At 58.2% G+C, this 17,348-nt stretch carries 20 protein-coding genes; 12 read left to right on the plus strand and 8 right to left on the minus strand.

Features of this window, described 5'->3' with window-relative positions; translation table 11 throughout:
- Positions 1-56 precede the first annotated feature (56 nt).
- On the minus strand, positions 57-1,310 hold the full coding sequence (gene tyrS, locus ACR0LN_RS04270) for a tyrosine--tRNA ligase (protein WP_480427989.1): 1,254 nt from the start codon (positions 1,308-1,310) through the stop codon (positions 57-59).
- A 182-nt stretch (positions 1,311-1,492) separates the two neighbouring features.
- Between tyrS and ACR0LN_RS04275 the strand changes: the two genes are divergently transcribed.
- A complete protein-coding gene (locus tag ACR0LN_RS04275; RefSeq protein ID WP_480427990.1) occupies positions 1,493-2,614 on the plus strand; it encodes an anhydro-N-acetylmuramic acid kinase in 1,122 nt (373 codons plus the stop codon).
- A gap of 24 nt (positions 2,615-2,638) precedes the next feature.
- Here ACR0LN_RS04275 and ACR0LN_RS04280 read toward each other — a convergent pair whose 3' ends face one another.
- Positions 2,639-3,529 carry a fatty acid desaturase gene (locus tag ACR0LN_RS04280; protein ID WP_480427991.1) on the minus strand — a complete coding sequence of 297 codons (891 nt, stop codon included), beginning with the start codon at positions 3,527-3,529 and terminating at the stop codon, positions 2,639-2,641.
- Between the two features lie 3 nt (positions 3,530-3,532).
- The gene (locus ACR0LN_RS04285; RefSeq protein WP_480427992.1) at positions 3,533-3,952 is read right to left on the minus strand and encodes a cupin domain-containing protein; all 420 of its coding nucleotides are present in this window, start codon (positions 3,950-3,952) and stop codon (positions 3,533-3,535) included.
- Positions 3,953-4,039: 87 nt separating this feature from the next.
- Between ACR0LN_RS04285 and ACR0LN_RS04290 the strand changes: the two genes are divergently transcribed.
- Complete coding sequence (locus tag ACR0LN_RS04290) at positions 4,040-5,458, plus strand: protein adenylyltransferase SelO (protein WP_480427993.1); 1,419 nt, start codon at positions 4,040-4,042, stop codon at positions 5,456-5,458.
- 18 nt (positions 5,459-5,476) lie between these two features.
- Here ACR0LN_RS04290 and ACR0LN_RS04295 read toward each other — a convergent pair whose 3' ends face one another.
- Positions 5,477-6,364 carry a DMT family transporter gene (locus tag ACR0LN_RS04295; RefSeq protein WP_480427994.1) on the minus strand — a complete coding sequence of 296 codons (888 nt, stop codon included), beginning with the start codon at positions 6,362-6,364 and terminating at the stop codon, positions 5,477-5,479.
- 218 nt (positions 6,365-6,582) lie between these two features.
- Between ACR0LN_RS04295 and ACR0LN_RS04300 the strand changes: the two genes are divergently transcribed.
- The 6 genes from ACR0LN_RS04300 to ACR0LN_RS04325 all read left to right on the plus strand — a co-directional run bounded on the left by ACR0LN_RS04300 (position 6,583) and on the right by ACR0LN_RS04325 (position 11,095).
- Positions 6,583-7,287, plus strand: a complete 705-nt coding sequence (locus ACR0LN_RS04300) for an endonuclease/exonuclease/phosphatase family protein (protein ID WP_480427995.1) — start codon at positions 6,583-6,585, stop codon at positions 7,285-7,287.
- A gap of 72 nt (positions 7,288-7,359) precedes the next feature.
- Positions 7,360-7,773, plus strand: coding sequence for a Fur family transcriptional regulator (locus ACR0LN_RS04305; protein WP_480427996.1), 414 nt, complete (start codon positions 7,360-7,362; stop codon positions 7,771-7,773).
- Between the two features lie 134 nt (positions 7,774-7,907).
- A complete protein-coding gene (locus ACR0LN_RS04310; RefSeq protein ID WP_480427997.1) occupies positions 7,908-8,789 on the plus strand; it encodes a DMT family transporter in 882 nt (293 codons plus the stop codon).
- A 145-nt stretch (positions 8,790-8,934) separates the two neighbouring features.
- A complete protein-coding gene (gene eno, locus ACR0LN_RS04315; protein ID WP_480427999.1) occupies positions 8,935-10,212 on the plus strand; it encodes a phosphopyruvate hydratase in 1,278 nt (425 codons plus the stop codon).
- 39 nt (positions 10,213-10,251) lie between these two features.
- A complete protein-coding gene (locus ACR0LN_RS04320; protein WP_480428000.1) occupies positions 10,252-10,776 on the plus strand; it encodes a GNAT family N-acetyltransferase in 525 nt (174 codons plus the stop codon).
- A gap of 151 nt (positions 10,777-10,927) precedes the next feature.
- Positions 10,928-11,095 (plus strand): hypothetical protein, encoded by a 168-nt coding sequence (locus tag ACR0LN_RS04325; RefSeq protein WP_480428001.1) that lies wholly within the window; start codon positions 10,928-10,930, stop codon positions 11,093-11,095.
- Here ACR0LN_RS04325 and ACR0LN_RS04330 read toward each other — a convergent pair.
- From ACR0LN_RS04330 to mazG, 3 genes are all read right to left on the minus strand, one after another.
- Positions 11,092-11,541: a GNAT family N-acetyltransferase gene (locus tag ACR0LN_RS04330; protein ID WP_480428002.1), complete on the minus strand. Its 450-nt coding sequence runs from the start codon at positions 11,539-11,541 to the stop codon at positions 11,092-11,094. The genes ACR0LN_RS04325 and ACR0LN_RS04330 overlap by 4 nt on opposite strands.
- Positions 11,538-12,479, minus strand: a complete 942-nt coding sequence (locus ACR0LN_RS04335; RefSeq protein WP_480428004.1) for a nucleoside hydrolase — start codon at positions 12,477-12,479, stop codon at positions 11,538-11,540. The genes ACR0LN_RS04330 and ACR0LN_RS04335 overlap by 4 nt, the downstream gene beginning before the upstream one ends.
- A 63-nt stretch (positions 12,480-12,542) precedes the next feature.
- Positions 12,543-13,400 carry a nucleoside triphosphate pyrophosphohydrolase gene (gene mazG / locus ACR0LN_RS04340; protein WP_480428358.1) on the minus strand — a complete coding sequence of 286 codons (858 nt, stop codon included), beginning with the start codon at positions 13,398-13,400 and terminating at the stop codon, positions 12,543-12,545.
- A 66-nt stretch (positions 13,401-13,466) separates the two neighbouring features.
- Here mazG and ACR0LN_RS04345 point away from each other — a divergent pair, with 66 nt between their 5' ends.
- The 4 genes from ACR0LN_RS04345 to ACR0LN_RS04360 all read left to right on the plus strand — a co-directional run bounded on the left by ACR0LN_RS04345 (position 13,467) and on the right by ACR0LN_RS04360 (position 17,090).
- Positions 13,467-14,630 (plus strand): M20 aminoacylase family protein, encoded by a 1,164-nt coding sequence (locus ACR0LN_RS04345; protein ID WP_480428005.1) that lies wholly within the window; start codon positions 13,467-13,469, stop codon positions 14,628-14,630.
- A 12-nt stretch (positions 14,631-14,642) separates the two neighbouring features.
- Complete coding sequence (speB, locus tag ACR0LN_RS04350) at positions 14,643-15,608, plus strand: agmatinase (protein ID WP_480428007.1); 966 nt, start codon at positions 14,643-14,645, stop codon at positions 15,606-15,608.
- Between the two features lie 63 nt (positions 15,609-15,671).
- Complete coding sequence (speB, locus tag ACR0LN_RS04355) at positions 15,672-16,619, plus strand: agmatinase (RefSeq protein ID WP_480428009.1); 948 nt, start codon at positions 15,672-15,674, stop codon at positions 16,617-16,619.
- A gap of 63 nt (positions 16,620-16,682) precedes the next feature.
- Positions 16,683-17,090, plus strand: coding sequence for a DUF1499 domain-containing protein (locus ACR0LN_RS04360; RefSeq protein WP_480428359.1), 408 nt, complete (start codon positions 16,683-16,685; stop codon positions 17,088-17,090).
- Here the strand turns inward: ACR0LN_RS04360 and ACR0LN_RS04365 are convergent.
- Positions 17,016-17,318, minus strand: coding sequence for a hypothetical protein (locus ACR0LN_RS04365; protein WP_480428010.1), 303 nt, complete (start codon positions 17,316-17,318; stop codon positions 17,016-17,018). The genes ACR0LN_RS04360 and ACR0LN_RS04365 overlap by 75 nt on opposite strands.
- Positions 17,319-17,348: the final 30 nt, after the last annotated feature.

A 17,348-nucleotide genomic window follows, 5' to 3' on the forward strand; every position in this document is an offset into this window, starting at 1 on the left:
AAAAGAAAACGGTCACCCGATCAGGTGGCCGTTAATCATAAATCTCTCGGTCCTGATCAGCCCAGCTGAACCAAGGCGTGGCGCTTTTTACCGGCGCTCAACTTGATCGGCGATGACAAAGCGCCCGCGTCAATCATAAGCCCCGCGTCGGTCAGCGGCGCATCATCCAGCTTAGCACCGTTTTCGGCGATCAGGCGCTTTGCCTCTTTGCCCGATTTCGCCAGTCCCGATTTGACGATGATCTGAACGATGGACATCCCGTCGCCCAGCTCATCAGGGCTGAGGGTCAGGGTCGGCAGGTCTCCGCCCACGCCGCCTCTCTCGAACACCTCGCGGGCGGTGGCTTCTGCGGTTGCCGCAGCCTCGGCACCGTGGGCAAGGGTTGTCACTTCGTTGGCAAGACGGATCTTGGCCTCGTTGATCTCGGACCCTTGTAGCGCGCCCAGACGGTCACACTCATCCACCGGCATTTCGGTGTAGAGCTTCAGGAACCGTCCCACATCCGCATCGGTGGTGTTGCGCCAAAACTGCCAGAACTCGTAGGGCGAGCGCATATCGGCGTTCAACCAGACTGCACCGTCCTGAGATTTGCCCATCTTCTTGCCGTCGCTGGTGGTCAGCAGGGGCGATGTCAGGCCGTAGATCTCATGATCCAGCACGCGGCGGGTCAGGTCGATACCGTTGACGATGTTGCCCCACTGATCTGAGCCGCCCATCTGCAGAACGCAACCATAGCGGCGGTTCAGTTCAAGGAAGTCATAGGCCTGCAGGATCATGTAGTTGAATTCAAGGAAGCTCAGCGATTGTTCGCGATCCAGCCGCGATTTCACGGACTCGAACGACAGCATCCGGTTGACCGAGAAATGCCGCCCGATATCGCGCAGGAAATCGAGGTAGTTGAGCTCGTCCAACCACTCGGCATTGTTCAGCATCAGCGCCTTGTTTTTGGCGTCGGTGTCATAGTCGATGTAGGCCGAGAACACCTTTTTGATGCCCGCGATGTTTTCGTCGATCTGTTCGGGGCCCAGAAGGGGGCGTTCATCGGCGCGGAAGGACGGATCGCCCACCTTGGTGGTGCCGCCGCCCATCAGGGTGATCGGCTGGTGGCCGGTTTTCTGGAACCAGCGCAGCATCATGATCTGGATCAGGCTTCCCACGTGCAACGACTTTGCCGTTGCATCAAAGCCGATATAGGCCGGTTTGCACCCACTGATCAGCGCTTCGTCAAGGCCCTGATAATCGGTGCAGTCGGCGAGAAAGCCGCGCTCGATCATCGTGGCGATGAAATCCGATTTGGGGTGGTAGGTCATATCGTGCCCTTTGGGTTAATGTTGCGGGGCAGTGTATAGGCGGTGGGGGTGGCAAGGAAAAGGCACCATTTCCAAGAAAAACGTGCGGTACAAACGATGTGGCTTGCCTTGGCTTTGGAATAACGTGCAGGTTGTGGGCAAAGCGCCGATAAACGGGTGCGAAAAGCTGCAAGAGGGCTAACGTGGGCCGGGCAATTAGCAAAACAGGCACGATCAGCGCATTGGGGGCAATGTCCGGGACGTCACTTGACGGAGTGGACACTGCTGTAGTCCAGACTGACGGGCACAGGATACAGGGCTTTGGCCCCAGCGGATACAGGGCTTATTCGGACGAGGAAAGAGGCATCCTGCGGTCGGCGCTTGGGCAGTGGCACGGGCCAGACGTGGATGCGGCTGCTGAACTAGTCACCATTGCCCATGCCGAGGCGTTGTCAGAATTCGAAGAGATCGACCTGATCGGTTTCCATGGTCAAACTCTTGCGCATGAACCGCGCGGGCGCGGGACCTTGCAAGTGGGCGATGGAAAGGGGCTGGCGCAAGCTCTGGGCGTGCCTGTGGTCTGGGATTTCCGCAGCGATGACGTAGCTATGGGGGGCGAAGGCGCGCCATTGGCGCCGTTCTTCCACTTCGCCTGCGCCAAATGGATCGGCGCAACTGAGCCTGTGTGTTTCCTGAACCTCGGCGGTGTTAGCAATCTGACTTATGTCGACCCCAGCTTTGACGGGCCGGAAGCCCCTGGCGCGCTGTTGGCCTTCGATACCGGTCCTGCCAATGCGCCCGTTGACGACCTGATGCAGGCGCGTTTGGGCTTGCCGATGGACCGCGATGGTGCAGTGGCCCGCGGCGGTTCTGTGGAAATGGGTGCATTTGAGCTGTTTCTGGCGGAACCATTCTTTGCCCGCATGCCGCCGAAATCGTTGGATCGAAACGACTTTGCCGAAATGATCGGACTGGTGAAAGAACTGTCCGACGCTGACGCTGTTGCAACCCTGACCGGCATGTGCGCAGCGGGCGTGGTGCAGGGGATGGAGCATTGCCCAAAACCACCGTCCCGCGTGTTGGTCACCGGCGGAGGACGGCGCAACCCGGTGTTGATGGAGATGCTGCGTGTTTCACTGGATTGCCCGGTTGAACCGGTCGAGGCCGTGGGCCTGGACGGAGACATGCTGGAGGCCCAAGCCTTCGCCTATCTTGCGGTGCGTGTGGCGCGGGGCTTGCCGACTTCGTGCCCGGGAACAACGGGGGTTCAGGCGCTGGTTGGCGGGGGCGTGGTGAGTGCTGTTGTCAGGGATGCGCCCGGCTAAGTGAGGCTTCCGCATTCGGTCTCGTCAACGTTCAAGGGATTTGACGTAGGCCACTGTAAATTCAGAATACCCGTCCATGGTCGATTTCAAATGCAACCGGGTCCAGTGATGCAGGGCAGGCAATTGGTGAAACGGTACATTGGGAAATGCGTGGTGTTCGGCATGGTAGGGCATGTTCCATGCCAGAAACCGGACGATGCGGTTGGTGAATGTCGTGCGCGAATTCTCAAGCATATTGGCGACCGGTGGGCACAGGCCGTGTTCGGCCAGCAGGTAGAGGCGCAAGAACGGTTGCGCGATCAGCACCGGTAAAAGCCATAGCCAGAATAACGCTGATGAAAAGAACAGGCTGAAACCAGCGAATGTGTAAACACCCAGCATCAACCGCGCCTCCAGCCGCACTGCTCTATGCTGGCGCGCAGGCAGGTAGGGTGCGTCGATCCGGCCAAAGGCGTTTCGGATCAGAACTTTTGCCATCCCCGTCCAATAGGTCCAGCCGCTGAGATATATCAGCAGGTCGCGCCAATTTCCGGGCCGAGGTTTACCGTCCAGTTCGGGGTCTTTCTTTGTGTGGTTGGTCCATTTGTGGTGGGCCAGGTGGAAATAGCGAAACCAGGTAAAGGGCAGGGTGATCGGTATTGAGACCACGTGCCCGACGACATCATTCAACCATTCGCTGCGAAACGGCGTTTTATGTGTGCACTCGTGGCTCAGGGTGAAAAGAAAGACCAGAAGAACACCCTGCGGAAGTATGAAAAGGGGCCAAAGAGGAACTCTGAAAGCGATGCAGGTGGACGTTCCTGCAAGTAGTAAAAGATAGAGCGCTAAGTGCCGAAGCCCCGCCACATCAGAGCGTTTCTGGAGGTCGTCTTTCACCTCAGCCGGTATCGACGATATGAGGGCGCGATGGTCCATGCTTCAGCCGCGTGGAATATCGAAACCTGGCTCGGCCAGCACAAAGCCTTCGAACTCGAACCCCGGTGAGACTGTGCAACTGACCAGAGTGTAGTCTCCGGTGGTTTGCGCCGACTGCCAGTGGTTCGTAGGCACGATCACTTGCGGCGCGCCTTTCGTCAGGTCCGGCGTCAACAGGTGGTCGGTAGCGGGGCCGTCTTCGGTGGGGCTGAGCGATAGGGTCAACGGCGCGCCCGCGTGGTACAGCCAGATCTCAGTTGAATCGACGCGGTGCCAGTGACTGCGCTCATCCGCTTGCAGCAGGAAATAGATGCAAGTGCCAGTGGCGCGCCCTTCATTGTTGGCCCGCCATGTTTCGCGGAACCAGCCGCCCTCGGGGTGGCGTTGAAGGTTCAGGTGCTCGATGATCTGTTGCGGGGTCATGGGGGCCTCTGTTCCGTTCAAGGGGATTATGCACGCAGGCGTTCGATCCGCTATGGTAATTGCGTGTTTCGACAATATGTTTGCGACATGACCCTGACGATCCCGTTCGACAACAGCTACACGCGCCTTCCCGACAGTTTCTATGCGCGGCAGGCACCTGCGCCTGTGCGTGCGCCCCGTTTGGTGGTGTTCAACGAAGAACTGGCAAAGATCCTGCGCGTCTCACCCGGTGATGTGCAAGAGATGGCTGAGACTTTTGCAGGCAACGCGCTGCCTGAAGGGGCCGAGCCGATTGCACAGCTTTATTCGGGGCATCAGTTTGGAACCTACAACCCTCAACTCGGGGACGGACGTGCCGTTCTGTTGGGGGAAACGGTTGGTACGGATGGGGTGCGGCGGGACATCCAGTTGAAAGGTTCCGGCCAGACGCCTTTCAGCCGCCAAGGGGATGGCCGCGCGTGGCTTGGTCCGGTACTTCGGGAATACGTTGTGTCCGAGGCGATGCATGCGCTGGGCGTCCCCACGACCCGCGCCTTGGCCGCGGTCGAGACCGGCGAGGTCGTGTTGCGCGAAGGTCCGATGCCGGGCGCGGTTCTGACCCGTGTCGCAAAAAGCCATCTGCGCGTGGGTACGTTTCAGGTGTTCGCGGGGCGCAGGCAGGTCGATAACCTAAAGCGGCTGACCGAATACGCGATTGACCGACATTATCCGCAGGCCGATGGGCCGATGGGGTTATTGCGCGAGGTGCGGGATGCACAGGCCCGGCTGATTGCGCACTGGATGAGCGTTGGCTTCATTCATGGGGTGATGAACACCGACAATTCCTCGATTGCGGGTGAGACGATCGACTATGGCCCGTGTGCCTTTATGGACAGTTATCATCCGAACACGGTCTACAGCTCGATCGACCGGATGGGGCGCTATGCTTATTCCAACCAGCCGGATATCGCAGTGTGGAATCTGGCCCAACTGGCGACGGCCTTGATCCAGCAATTGGACGATCCTGAAGGTGCCGTTCAAGAAGCGACCGAGATCGTGCAAGCCATGCCGGGCCTGATCCAGCAGGAATGGCTGCGGCGCTTCCGCGCCAAGATCGGCCTGACCACCGAAGAAGAGGGCGACGAGGCGCTGATCACCGACCTGCTGACGAGAATGGCGCATAACAGTGCGGATTTTACCAACACCTTCCGGGCGCTGGGCGGTGATAAAGCCCGCGATCAGTTCTTGGACCCAGAAGCCTATGATGAATGGGCCAAAGGCTGGCGCGTTCGGCTAGAGCATGAAAAAGACCCGCAAGCGGTGATGGGTGCCGCCAACCCGGCCTTCATTCCGCGCAATCACCGGGTTGAACAGATGATACAGGCCGCTGTTCAGGGGGACTATGCGCCTTTCCACAGGCTGAATGCCGTGCTTGCTCGGCCTTACGAAGATCAGCCGGAAGCGAGTGACCTCACACACCCTCCGACTGAGAAGGAAGTGGTCCACGCGACGTTCTGTGGGACGTAGTTTGGTTATGGTGCGTCCTTAATCCCGGACAATCTCTAACGCGGCGGCGCTGACGATCAGGGCCGCCCCAAATAGTTCGCGCAGGCCGAACGGTTCGCCGGACAGCACTGCAGCCGAGGCAAGCCCGACCACCACTTCGCTCATCAGCAATATGCCGACTCGCGCGGGGGACAGCTTTGTGGCAGGCCAGATGGTCATGAAGATCATCGGCAGGACGTAAAGGGCTGAGAGCAAAACGAAGACGAGCAATAAGAGTCTGTCTGTCTCGGCGACATCTGGTTGGATCGGGCCTGGTAAAAGCACAAGACCGATCAGCGACAGGATCATTGCTCCCAAGACGAAGGATAGAACCTGTCCAGATACAGATATGCTGCTTGTGCGATATAGGCCCAGCGTCCCCAGTGCCCAGCACATGCCCGAGGCAAGTGCCAACCAGTCGCCGATATTCTGTGGCCAGGGCAGATGGCCTGCGTCACCAAGGACGACGAAAAGCCCTCCGATCCCACAAAGCAGGCCAATGATGCGTCCGATGCCAATGCGCTCATTCAGGAAAATGACACCCAACATCGTGCCCCAGATGGGCGTCAGATAGAACAATAGGATCGAACGGACGACGTCGGTGTAGACAAGGCTGATCGAATACAGGCTGAAAGCTGCGCCTGTGAACATGCCACTGACGACAAGATCACGCCATTGCAGGGCAAGCGTTAATCGTTCACGCCAGACCAAAGGAACCAGAACAAGAAGGGCAGAGCTATACATCGCTATACCCGGCCACGGACCGGTCAACCCGAGGTCATAGAAGAACCGGACGGGTATCCAATAGAGGCCCCACATCATGCCGCCGATCACCAACACGAGGCTGGCGCGCGTGGTGTTGCCTGACTGGATATTGCTTGAAACCATTGATCCCCCGTTGCGTTGGCGGTCTGCCAAGGCTCTTGTTTCGGGATAGAGATAAGGGTGGCGACGTATCAAGCAAAACCGTCTGTCGCAGGTCGTTTCACGGGCAAATGATCGGCTTCGGCGGTAAAGACTGGGTTTCTTTGGCATTGTGAATGCCAGAGGGGTTGCACCCAGCGACAGGCATGGCACTTTGAATGAACCAGAGTGATCAGAGCCTCATGAAACCCCAATCGACCCTGCGCATTGCCAGCTATAACATCCAGAAATGTGTTGGCCTCGATTTCCGACGGCAGCCTCAGCGCATTATGCAGGTTATCGACAGCATGCAGGCTGATATTGTGGTGCTGCAAGAGGCAGACAAACGCCTGCCTCCGCGCCCAGCCGCTTTGCCCCACTTCATGCTGGATGAGGCTGGTTGGCAAATCGTCGATCTGGGCGGGGCGGGCAGTCTGGGCTGGCACGGGAATGCGGTGATCTGGCGTGGCGATGCAATTCACGTTCGGCAAACCGGTCACCATGATTTGCCGGGGCTTGAGCCTAGAGGGGCGGTGCGTGTGGAGTTTGACACACCGATCGGCCCGCTGCGGGTCATGGGAATGCATCTGGGCCTGTTGCCAGCTTCCCGGCGCCAGCAGATCACTCATATTCGCCATTTCGACAATGAATTGGCCGATATGCCCACCGTTTGGGCCGGGGATTTCAACGAATGGTCGCGTCAGCCGGTGCTGGACCATCTGGCCCCCGATATGCGGTTCTTGCCACCGGTTCCCAGTTTTCCTGCTGCACAGCCGCTGGGCGCGCTGGACCGGATCGCGCTGGGCGAAGGGCTTGAGGCGGTGCTACACGGCGTTCACAGCGCACGTCCGGCGCATATCGCCTCGGATCACTTGCCGATCTGGGCTGACCTGCGACGTGTGGCTTAGGGTGCAAATCCCTGTGGCGTGATCCGCGCGGACGTATTAAGACAGAGACCCGAACTACTCCGAGGATCACTCATGTCCGACACGATCATCGCCCGTTGCGAAGCCAAAGGCCTGCGTATGACGGGGCAACGCCGCACGATTGCGCGGGTGCTGCAGCAAAGCGACGATCATCCGGATGTCGAGGAATTATATTCCCGTGCCTCCGAGGTGGATTCGGGTATCTCCATCGCCACCGTCTATCGCACGGTCAAACTGTTCGAAGAGGCGGGGATTTTGGAACGTCTGGAATTCGGCGACGGGCGCGCGCGGTATGAGGATGCCGAGCGGGACCACCATGACCACCTGATCGACATGCAATCAGGCGAGGTGATCGAATTCGTCGACCCCGAGATTGAGGCGCTACAGGAAAAGATTGCCGCCAAGCTGGGTTACAAGCTGAAAGGCCATCGGTTGGAACTGTACGGCGTACCTTTGGAACAGGATTAATCCATCACAAAATTCGAAGGCCAAGCCCACGGGAATTCATGAATTCCCAAGGGATAGTGCTTGCCTAAGCCTCTGTCATGCGATTTTGGTGAAGGAAATGGCGGCACGAGCCGCATATACTTACGGACATGACTATGAATAACGTAAACGGCATTTTGCTGGTCGTCGGCGCGATGGCTGCTTTTGCGCTTGAGGATATGTTCATCAAGCTCCTTTCGGTGACGGTACCGACCGGACAGATCATGCTTGTGCTTGGTGTCGTTTGCGGGTTTCTGTTTGCGCTTTTGGCGTTGGTCACGCGCAAACGTATCTTTGACCCTCTGGCATGGAAATCGTTGCCGCTTGCACGCGCCGGGACCGAAACGATTGGCGCGCTGACTTTTGTAACCGCTCTGTCGATGGTGGAACTGTCTATTGTGGCCGCCGTGTTTCAGGCATTACCGCTGGCCGTGACCATGGGGGCTGCGCTGTTTCTGGGCGAAACTGTCGGTTGGCGGCGGTGGAGCGCGATCGGCATAGGCTTCATAGGCGTTCTGATGATTATCCGCCCGGGGTTCGAAGGGTTTCAGCCCGAGTCCCTGTTTGTCGTAGCCACTGTGATCGCCATTGCCGCGCGGGATTTGATCACGCGCAAGCTGGACAGCCGGGTTGCGTCCTCTGTCGTGGCGCTGCAGGCGTACCTTGCTGTGGCCTTGTCAGGTGCGGCGTTGATGCTGTTTACAGCGCAACCCATTGTTGCTTTCCAGGCTGCTGAGATTGGCCCGTATCTGGGAGCTGTTGGCTTTGGTGTGCTGGGCTATTACGGCATCGTCACAGCCCTTCGGCTTGGTGAGGCTTCGGCCCTGACGCCATTCCGCTATACGCGGCTGGTTTTCTCGATCATGGCAGGCATGCTGATGTTTGGTGAGCGCCCGGATGTGATAACATTGGCCGGATCCGCTCTGATCATTGGTTCGGGGATGTATACGTTCCTGCGGGAACGCAAGCTGGCGCGCGAACTGGCGGTTGCTGCCTGACGGATCGTCGCAGGTTTGCGCAAACAACAGGCTGTTAGCCCCAAAGGCTCGGCAATATTTGTGTTAGCGTTAACATGAACGGTTTACTTTTCGCCCTGTGATGCTAAGAGGCGTGCAACTGATTGCAGCCACAGGGACGGGCCTCATGAGCACCATCATCGACATCCACGCACGCGAAATTCTGGACAGCCGGGGCAACCCGACCGTCGAGGTGGACGTGATCCTGGAAGACGGCACAATGGGCCGCGCCGCAGTGCCGTCGGGTGCATCGACCGGTGCTTACGAAGCGGTCGAAAAGCGCGACGGTGACAAATCGCGTTACATGGGCAAGGGCGTGCTGGAAGCCGTCGCCGCCGTAAACGGTGAAATCGCCGAGGAACTGGTGGGGTTTGACGCGACCGAGCAGGTGGCCATCGACCAAGCCATGATCGAACTGGACGGGACCGAGAACAAGGGCCGCTTGGGCGCAAATGCCATTCTGGGTGTTTCTCTGGCAACCGCAAAGGCGGCGGCGGATTTCACCACGCAGCCGCTGTTCCGCTATGTTGGTGGTACCTCGGCCCGCGTTCTGCCGGTTCCGATGATGAACATCATCAACGGCGGTGAGCACGCCGACAACCCTATCGACATTCAGGAATTCATGATCATGCCGACCGCCGCCGCGAATATCCGCGAAGCGGTGCGTATGGGCTCGGAAGTGTTCCACACATTGAAAAAAGAGCTGTCCGCTGCTGGTCTGGCCACCGGTGTGGGTGACGAGGGCGGTTTTGCGCCGAACATCGCCAGCACCCGTGAGGCGCTGGATTTCATTCTGAAATCCATCGAAAAGGCGGGCTACAAACCGGGTGAGGAAATCCATCTGGCGCTGGATTGCGCCGCGACCGAGTATTTCAAAGATGGCAAATACGTACTGGCGGGCGAGGGGATTTCGCTGTCGTCCGACGAAAACGCGGCCTATCTGGCGGCGCTGGTCAACGACTACCCAATCATCTCGATCGAGGACGGCATGTCCGAGGATGACTGGGATGGTTGGAAAGCTCTGACCGATGCCATCGGCGACAAGGTCCAACTGGTAGGCGACGACCTGTTCGTGACCAACCCCGAGCGTCTGGCCGAGGGGATCGAGCGCGGCTGTGCGAACTCGATGCTGGTCAAGGTGAACCAAATCGGCTCGCTGACCGAGACCCTTCGCGCTGTCGATATGGCCCACCGCGCGCGTTACACCAACGTGATGTCGCACCGTTCGGGCGAGACCGAGGACGCCACCATTGCCGATCTGGCTGTGGCGACCAATTGCGGTCAGATCAAAACCGGCTCGCTGGCGCGGTCGGACCGGTTGGCCAAGTACAACCAGCTGATCCGCATCGAGGAATCGCTGGGTGAGGTTGCCGAATATGCCGGGGCTTCGATCCTGAAGCGCTGAGTGTTAATCTGATCCTCAAATCTATCTGAGGATCAGCTATTGCTTAGCATCATAGAACCCAGAACGCCGGACCACTTTGATGCGGTCCGGCGTTTGTGTTGGGAATACCGCGAATTCTTGCTGACACTGGATGAGAAATCGCAGCGGATTGTTCAAACCATTTATTCACGGGACAAGTATGCCCGCGTAATGGAAGCCATCGAGGTTGAACACAGCGCACCGAATGGTGGCACTTGTCTGGCGCTGAAAGATAACCAGCCCGTCGGATGCGGCATGTTCCATACGATCGAACCGGGCGTGGCCGAGATCAAACGCGTTTTCGTCCGGGACAGCGCGCGCGGTACTGGGGCAGGCCGTGCCATCATGCTGTCTTTGATCCAGAAATGCCGCGATCAGGGGTTTGACTTAATCCGCATGGACACCGGTAAGCCGCTGCTGGCGGCAACCCGCCTTTACCTCTCAATGGGGTTTCACCTGAGGGACGCATATGCGGAGATCCCGGAAATTGCAGAAGGCCATCTGCTATTTTTCGAGATGCCATTGCGATCGGATAGTTCGGATTGATTTTTTTGCGAGTTTTTTGGCAACCCAAGTCTTTGATTCACAACATAATGTCCAAATATTGGCAATTTAATGTCCGTTATGTGTGAACTAGTTCCTAACGTATGGTAAAGTAATCTTGCTATTCAATCTCTATTGCAGAGAGGAGAATACGATGCCTGTTTCAAAGTTGCTTCTGACGATTTCCGTTCTCTCAATTGGGGTGCTGGCCGCTTGTTCAGGTCCAGGTACCTATCCGCTTACCGGTATGTCGGCCTCGTCGAGTGATCCCGTCATGAGCATGGACGTACCAGGTATGGATATGGGGATAGAAGCGCGTTAAAGCGTTTTGCTCATTAGCATATACCGGTCACGCGGTTTGAAGCCTGTGCGCAAGTACAGGTTCTGCGTGGCTTCGTTCGTGCGGTCGACTTCAAGGTGCAAGGCCGTCAGCCCCGCTCCGGCCAGGGCTTTCGGCAAGGCGAGCAGAACTTCGGTTGCGATACCGCGCCCGCGAACTGCGGGGCGGATGTATATTTCGTCAACAAAGCCGTCCATGCCGCCGAATTCCACAGACCAGCCAAAGGTCAAAACGATATAGCCCAGAGGCGCGCGGCCCGGGCCGATCAGATAGACGCAACCGTGGGGGATGCCCTCAAGCAAGGGGGCCAACGCGCTGCGGGTTTGATCCGAATCCTGCGTGATCCCGGATTCTGTATGAAAGGCTGTGACCAGCCCCATTAAACGGTCAAGGTCTTCAGGACGGGCGAGTTTCAGTGCGGCGCTCATAGGCGAGCCAGCCTTTCTGTAAGCAGGTCGAAAAATCCGGCGGCGTCTACGTCGCCCATGAACATGGCGTTCGGAGCGCGGTTGGTGACCCGCCACCAGTCGGCCACGGTCATGCCCATTGTCAGCTCGGACTGCGTTTCGATTTCAACATTTATATATCGGCCCGAGAACAGTGCTGGCTTTATCAAATAGGCGGTGACGCAGGGATCGTGTAGCGGCGCTCCTTCCGAGCCGTATTTTTCCTTGTCGAAGCGTTCGAAGAAGTCGGTCATTTCGGCGACCGCATGACCGACTTTGCTGTCCAGCGCCCGGAACGCGTCGGTTCGGTGTGGTGTGACCAATGCGTCATGGGTCACGTCTAGCGGCATGACGACTATAGGTACGCCAGATTTGAACACAATTTCAGCAGCTTCCGGGTCGACGTAAATGTTGAATTCGGCGGCGGGTGTGATGTTCCCGACCTCAAAATACGCCCCTCCCATCAGCACGATCTCCTGCACTCTATCCGTGATATCAGGCGCTTTCTGAATGGCTGTGGCGATGTTGGTCAGCGGCCCCAGCGGGCAGAGCGTCACCGTGCCAGCCTCATGCGCGCGCAGGGTGTCGATAATGAAGTCAACTGCGTGCCCATCGGCCAGAGGCATTTCCGGATCGGGCAAGACAGGCCCGTCCAGCCCGGTTTTGCCATGCACATGTTCGGCCGTGATCAAAGGTCGTTTCAAAGGGGTGCCGCACCCGGCATAAACCGGGATGTGAGTATGCCCGGCCAGTTCGCAGACAATGCGGGCGTTCTTTGCGGTCAGTTCGAGCGGTACGTTTCCGGCTACGGCAGTGATACCCAGTACGTCAATCTCTTCGGGGCTGGCCAAAGCCAGAAGAATGGCGACAGCGTCATCCTGACCGGGGTCGGTGTCGATGATGATCTTACGCGGTGCCATGCTTTGTCTCCGGAATCTTGAAGGGCGGACACTCGCAAGTGTCACCGCACTTGTCTAGGCGATTTACGTATCGGCTACTGCATCCACCGGCGGGAGTTTGCCGTTGGCGAGATGCTCTTCAGTTTTCACTTCGTACCACAGCGCGTCCATCTCGGCCAAATCGCTTTGCGACGGGGTTTTTCCACGGGCGGCCAAACGCGCCTCGACCTGTTCGAACCGGCGAGTGAATTTGGCGTTGGTGCGACGCAGGGCTGCCTCGGGTTCGATGCCCAGATGGCGGCCCAGATTGACCATCACAAACAGCAGATCGCCGAATTCATCCTCTAGTGCGTCTGCATCCATGCTGTTGCGCGCCTCTTCCAACTCGGCGGCCTCTTCGGTGATTTTGGCCAGAACATGGCTGGCATCGGGCCAGTCGAATCCCACGCGGGCGGCGCGTTTTTGCAGCTTATGGGCGCGCAGAAGGGCAGGCAGGTTGGCAGCTACACCGTCCAATGCGCCCTTCTGCTCTTTCCCCGCGCGTTCTGCGGCCTTGATGGTTTCCCAATCTGCAGTCTGCTGCTCGGCGGACTTATCGCGGGATTCGTCGCCGAAGACATGCGGGTGCCGGTCAACCATCTTGTCCGACATGGTGCGGACCACGTCCTGAAAGGTGAAATGCCCGGCTTCTTCGGCCATTTGTGCGTGAAAGACGGATTGGAACAGCAGGTCGCCAAGCTCGCCTTTCAACTCGTCATACGCCTCGCGTTCGATTGCGTCGGCGACTTCGTAGGCTTCCTCGATCGTATAGGGGGCGATGGTGGCGAAATCCTGTTCGATGTCCCACGGACAGCCTGTATCCGGGTCACGCAATCGGCGCATGATTTCCAGCAGACGCTCGATACCCGCATCGCTGTCGTGGATCAGAGGATTTTCGGCCATTGCGAACCCTTTCGTTCCGGTGTCAGATGCATCCATTCCGTAGTCAGGATCAGGAGTCCACCCCAGATGCCCGTCGTGAACCGAATTGCCGAATTCTCGACCGATATGGCCGCGTGGCGCCAGCATCTGCATTCGATCCCGGAACTGGAATTCGAATGCCATGAAACGGCGGCTTTTGTGGCGGACCGTTTGCGCGAATTCGGCGTGGATGAATTGCATGAAGGGATCGCCAAGACAGGGATTGTTGCAATCATCAACGGGCGGGGCGAAGGCCCGACCATCGGCCTGCGCGCTGACATGGATGCGCTGCCCATCCCCGAAGAAACGGGTGTAGAGTATGCATCGAAACACCCCGGCAAGATGCACGCCTGCGGCCATGATGGTCACACTGCGATGTTGCTGGGCGCCGCACGATACCTGGCCGAAACGCGGAATTTCCGGGGTCGGGTTGCGTTGATCTTCCAGCCTGCCGAAGAAGACGGAGGCGGGGCCGGTGTGATGGTCGAAGAGGGGATCATGGGCCGGTTCGATATCTCTCAGGTTTACGCGCTGCACAACGCACCGGGGATACCCGTCGGAGATTTCCACACCACACCCGGACCAATCATGGCAGCAGTGGATACCTTCCATGTGCATATTCAGGGCGTCGGCGGCCACGGGGCCATGCCGCATGAAACGCGTGATCCGGTGATGGCGGCCTGTGGTATTGCGCAGGCGATTCAGACCATCGTCAGCCGCAACCACTATGCACTGGATGATCTCGTGGTCTCGGTCACGCAGATCCACACCGGTACGGTAAACAATGTGATCCCGGATACGGCCTATATCAACGGCACGGTACGCACCTTCGATCCAACCGTTCAGAAGATGGTGATGGAACGGATGGAGCAGATCGTGCAGGGGCAGGCGGCCTCGTATGGGGTTGAGGCACGGCTGGACTATGAGGTGAATTACCCGGCGACGATCAACGATGCGGGCAAAGCCGAGTTCGCGGCCAATGTGGCGCGCGAAGTCTCGGGAGCCGACCGCGTAACAGCCAATACAGGGCGCGAGATGGGGGCCGAGGATTTTTCCTACATGCTACAGGCGCGTCCCGGCGCGTATCTGTTCCTGGGGCAGGGGGAAAGTGCCGGGCTGCACCATCCGAAATACAACTTCAACGACGAGATCGCGCCGGTCGGCGCGTCGTTCTTTGCGCGGATTGTCGAAAAGGCGCAGCCGCTGGGCTGATGGGGGAAATATATGGCACTGGAAGACGCAAAAAACCAAGTGGATGAGGCTTTTACCAACCCGGATCTCAAGGGGTTATCGTTTGAGAATACCTTCGGCGGTGCAACCTCGTTTCTGCGGCGGCTCTACACCAAAGACCTCAAGGGCGTGGATATCGCCGTGACAGGTGTGCCCTTCGATCAGGCGGTGACCAATCGCCCCGGCACCCGCCTTGGTCCCCGCGCCATTCGAGAGGCCAGCGCGCTGCAATCGCCGGATGCACCTTATGGCTGGCCGTTTGATGCGCTCAGTGAATTGGCAATCGTGGATTATGGAGACGTGGCCTATGACTATGCCAACATCCCCGCCTTTCCAGATACGTTGACTGATCACATCCGCACTATATTGGCCGCAAACGTGGCCTCGGTTTCCTTGGGCGGCGATCACTATATCAGTTTCCCGATCCTGAAAGCCTATGCCGAAAAATACGGTCCGATGTCCTTGCTGCAATTCGATGCGCATACAGACACCTGGGCTGACGACGACATGACCCGTGTGGATCACGGGACCATGTTTTACAAAGCGGTGAAGTCGGGGATCGTGGACCCGAAACGCTCGGTTCAGGTCGGCATCCGCACCACGAACGAGGACACGTTGGGTGTGAACATCATCGACGCGCGTGAGGTTTACGAATCCGGCCCTGCAGCCGTGGCGCAAAAGATCAAAGGCATACTGGGCGACAGCCCCGTCTATCTGAGCTTTGATATCGACGGCCTTGACCCGGCCTTTGCCCCCGGAACCGGTACGCCGGTCTGGGGCGGTCTGAGTTCGATCCAAGCCCAGATCATTCTGCGCGACATTGCCGGGATCAATATCAAGGGTGGGGACGTGGTCGAGGTCTCTCCGCCCTATGACACATCCGGTGCGACGGCGATTGCGGGTGCGCATGTGGCGACGCAGATTATCTGCTTGTTGGGGTGGAACAAACTGCAGCCTTAACCTTTGGTTAGCCATCTTTCCGCTATCACGTTAACCAAAAGGCCGGACGGGAGAATAACGGGCATGACTGACTTTAACCAACCGATCAGCGGCAATGATCTAGCGCGGTTTTCGGGGCCGAACACGTTCATGCGCCTGCCGCAGGCGGATACGTTGGCCGGGCTGGATGTGGCCGTGCTGGGAATTCCGATGGATATCGGGACGTCGTGGCGATCGGGCACGCGGTTCGGGCCCAAGCAAATCCGCAGCGAAAGCGCGATGATCCGGCCTTATAACATGGCAAACTCTGCCGCGCCGTTCGACAGTCTGCAGATCGCGGATATCGGCGATTTGGCGATCAATACGTTTTCGTTGGCCGATAGCCTCAAGATCATCAAGGAAAGCTATGACGCCATTCTGGCGCAGGGTGTGACACCCGTTGCGATGGGAGGCGATCACTCGATCACGTTGCCGATCCTGCGCGCGATTGCGGCCAAGCGCGGACCGGTGGCTCTGGTGCATGTGGATGCTCATGCGGATGTGAATGACGAGATGTTTGGCGAGAAAGAAACCCATGGCACTGTGTTCCGCCGCGCCTACGAAGAGGGGCTGATCGTTCCCGACAAAACTTTTCAGATCGGTATTCGCGGCTCGGGCTATGCAGCGTCGGATTTCACCGAGGCCAGTGGTTGGGGCTTCCGCCAGTTCCCGGCGTGGGACTTGTGGCAGCAGAACCTGACCGAGATCGGCTCGCAAATCCGCAAAACTGTCGGAGATCATCCTGTCTATATCACTTATGACATCGACAGCTTGGACCCATCATTTGCGCCGGGCACCGGCACGCCCGAGATTGGCGGCCTTACGACGCCGCAGGCACTGCAGTTGATCCATGCGCTGGCCGGTATGAATGTCGTGGGGTGTGATCTGGTCGAGGTCTCTCCGCCTTATGATCCCTCGGGCAACACGGCGCTGACGGCGGCGAATCTGTTGTTCGAGATGTTGTGTATCCTGCCGGGCGTGACGTCACGGTAAGAAGGCCGTCACCTTGCCCGTCGCGCTGATCCGCATATGGTTTCTGAAAAGAACGGGCTTGGGATGATGAAAATGGTGCTCTTACTGATTGTGGGTCTGGTGTTGGTACTTGGCGCCTATGTTCGGCTGGCACCTTCGGACCCCGCGCGGTGGAACGTGGCACCGGTTGGTGAGGCAGACCGAGACGATGATGATGGCGTGTTTCGCGTTGTCGAAACCGGACCCGAGGGTCTGGCACGTCTCAACGCAATTGTCAGCATGTCTCCGAGCACGACCGTACTGACCGGGTCGGTGGAAGAGGGGATGATCACGTACATTACCCGAACCAAAGTTATCGGCTTTCCCGACTACACGACAGTTCAACAGGACGGTGACGTCTTGAGAATCTACGGACGTTTAAGATTTGGACGACGCGACTTCGGAGTGAACAGAACCCGGGTCGACGGGTGGCTGGCTGAATTGCAGCCCTGACGACAGGCACCCTTCTTGCACCTCACGCCACATGGGCACATTCAGCGACATCTGGCATTGCGCTGTGAACATACGGCCATCGACTTGCAGGCAGATCATCTCACCCAGTTCGACGCGTGTGCCGGATTTATCGGTGCAATAGCAGTCCTGAACCTTGCCTCCCGGGCCGACTACATCAGCCATGGCCGGGGCCGCGCACAGTAAAAAAACAAGTGCCAAACGTGTCATAGCGTCAGCTTAGCACAGGGACGGGCCTTG

The organism is Ruegeria sp. AA6 (assembly GCF_056542865.1).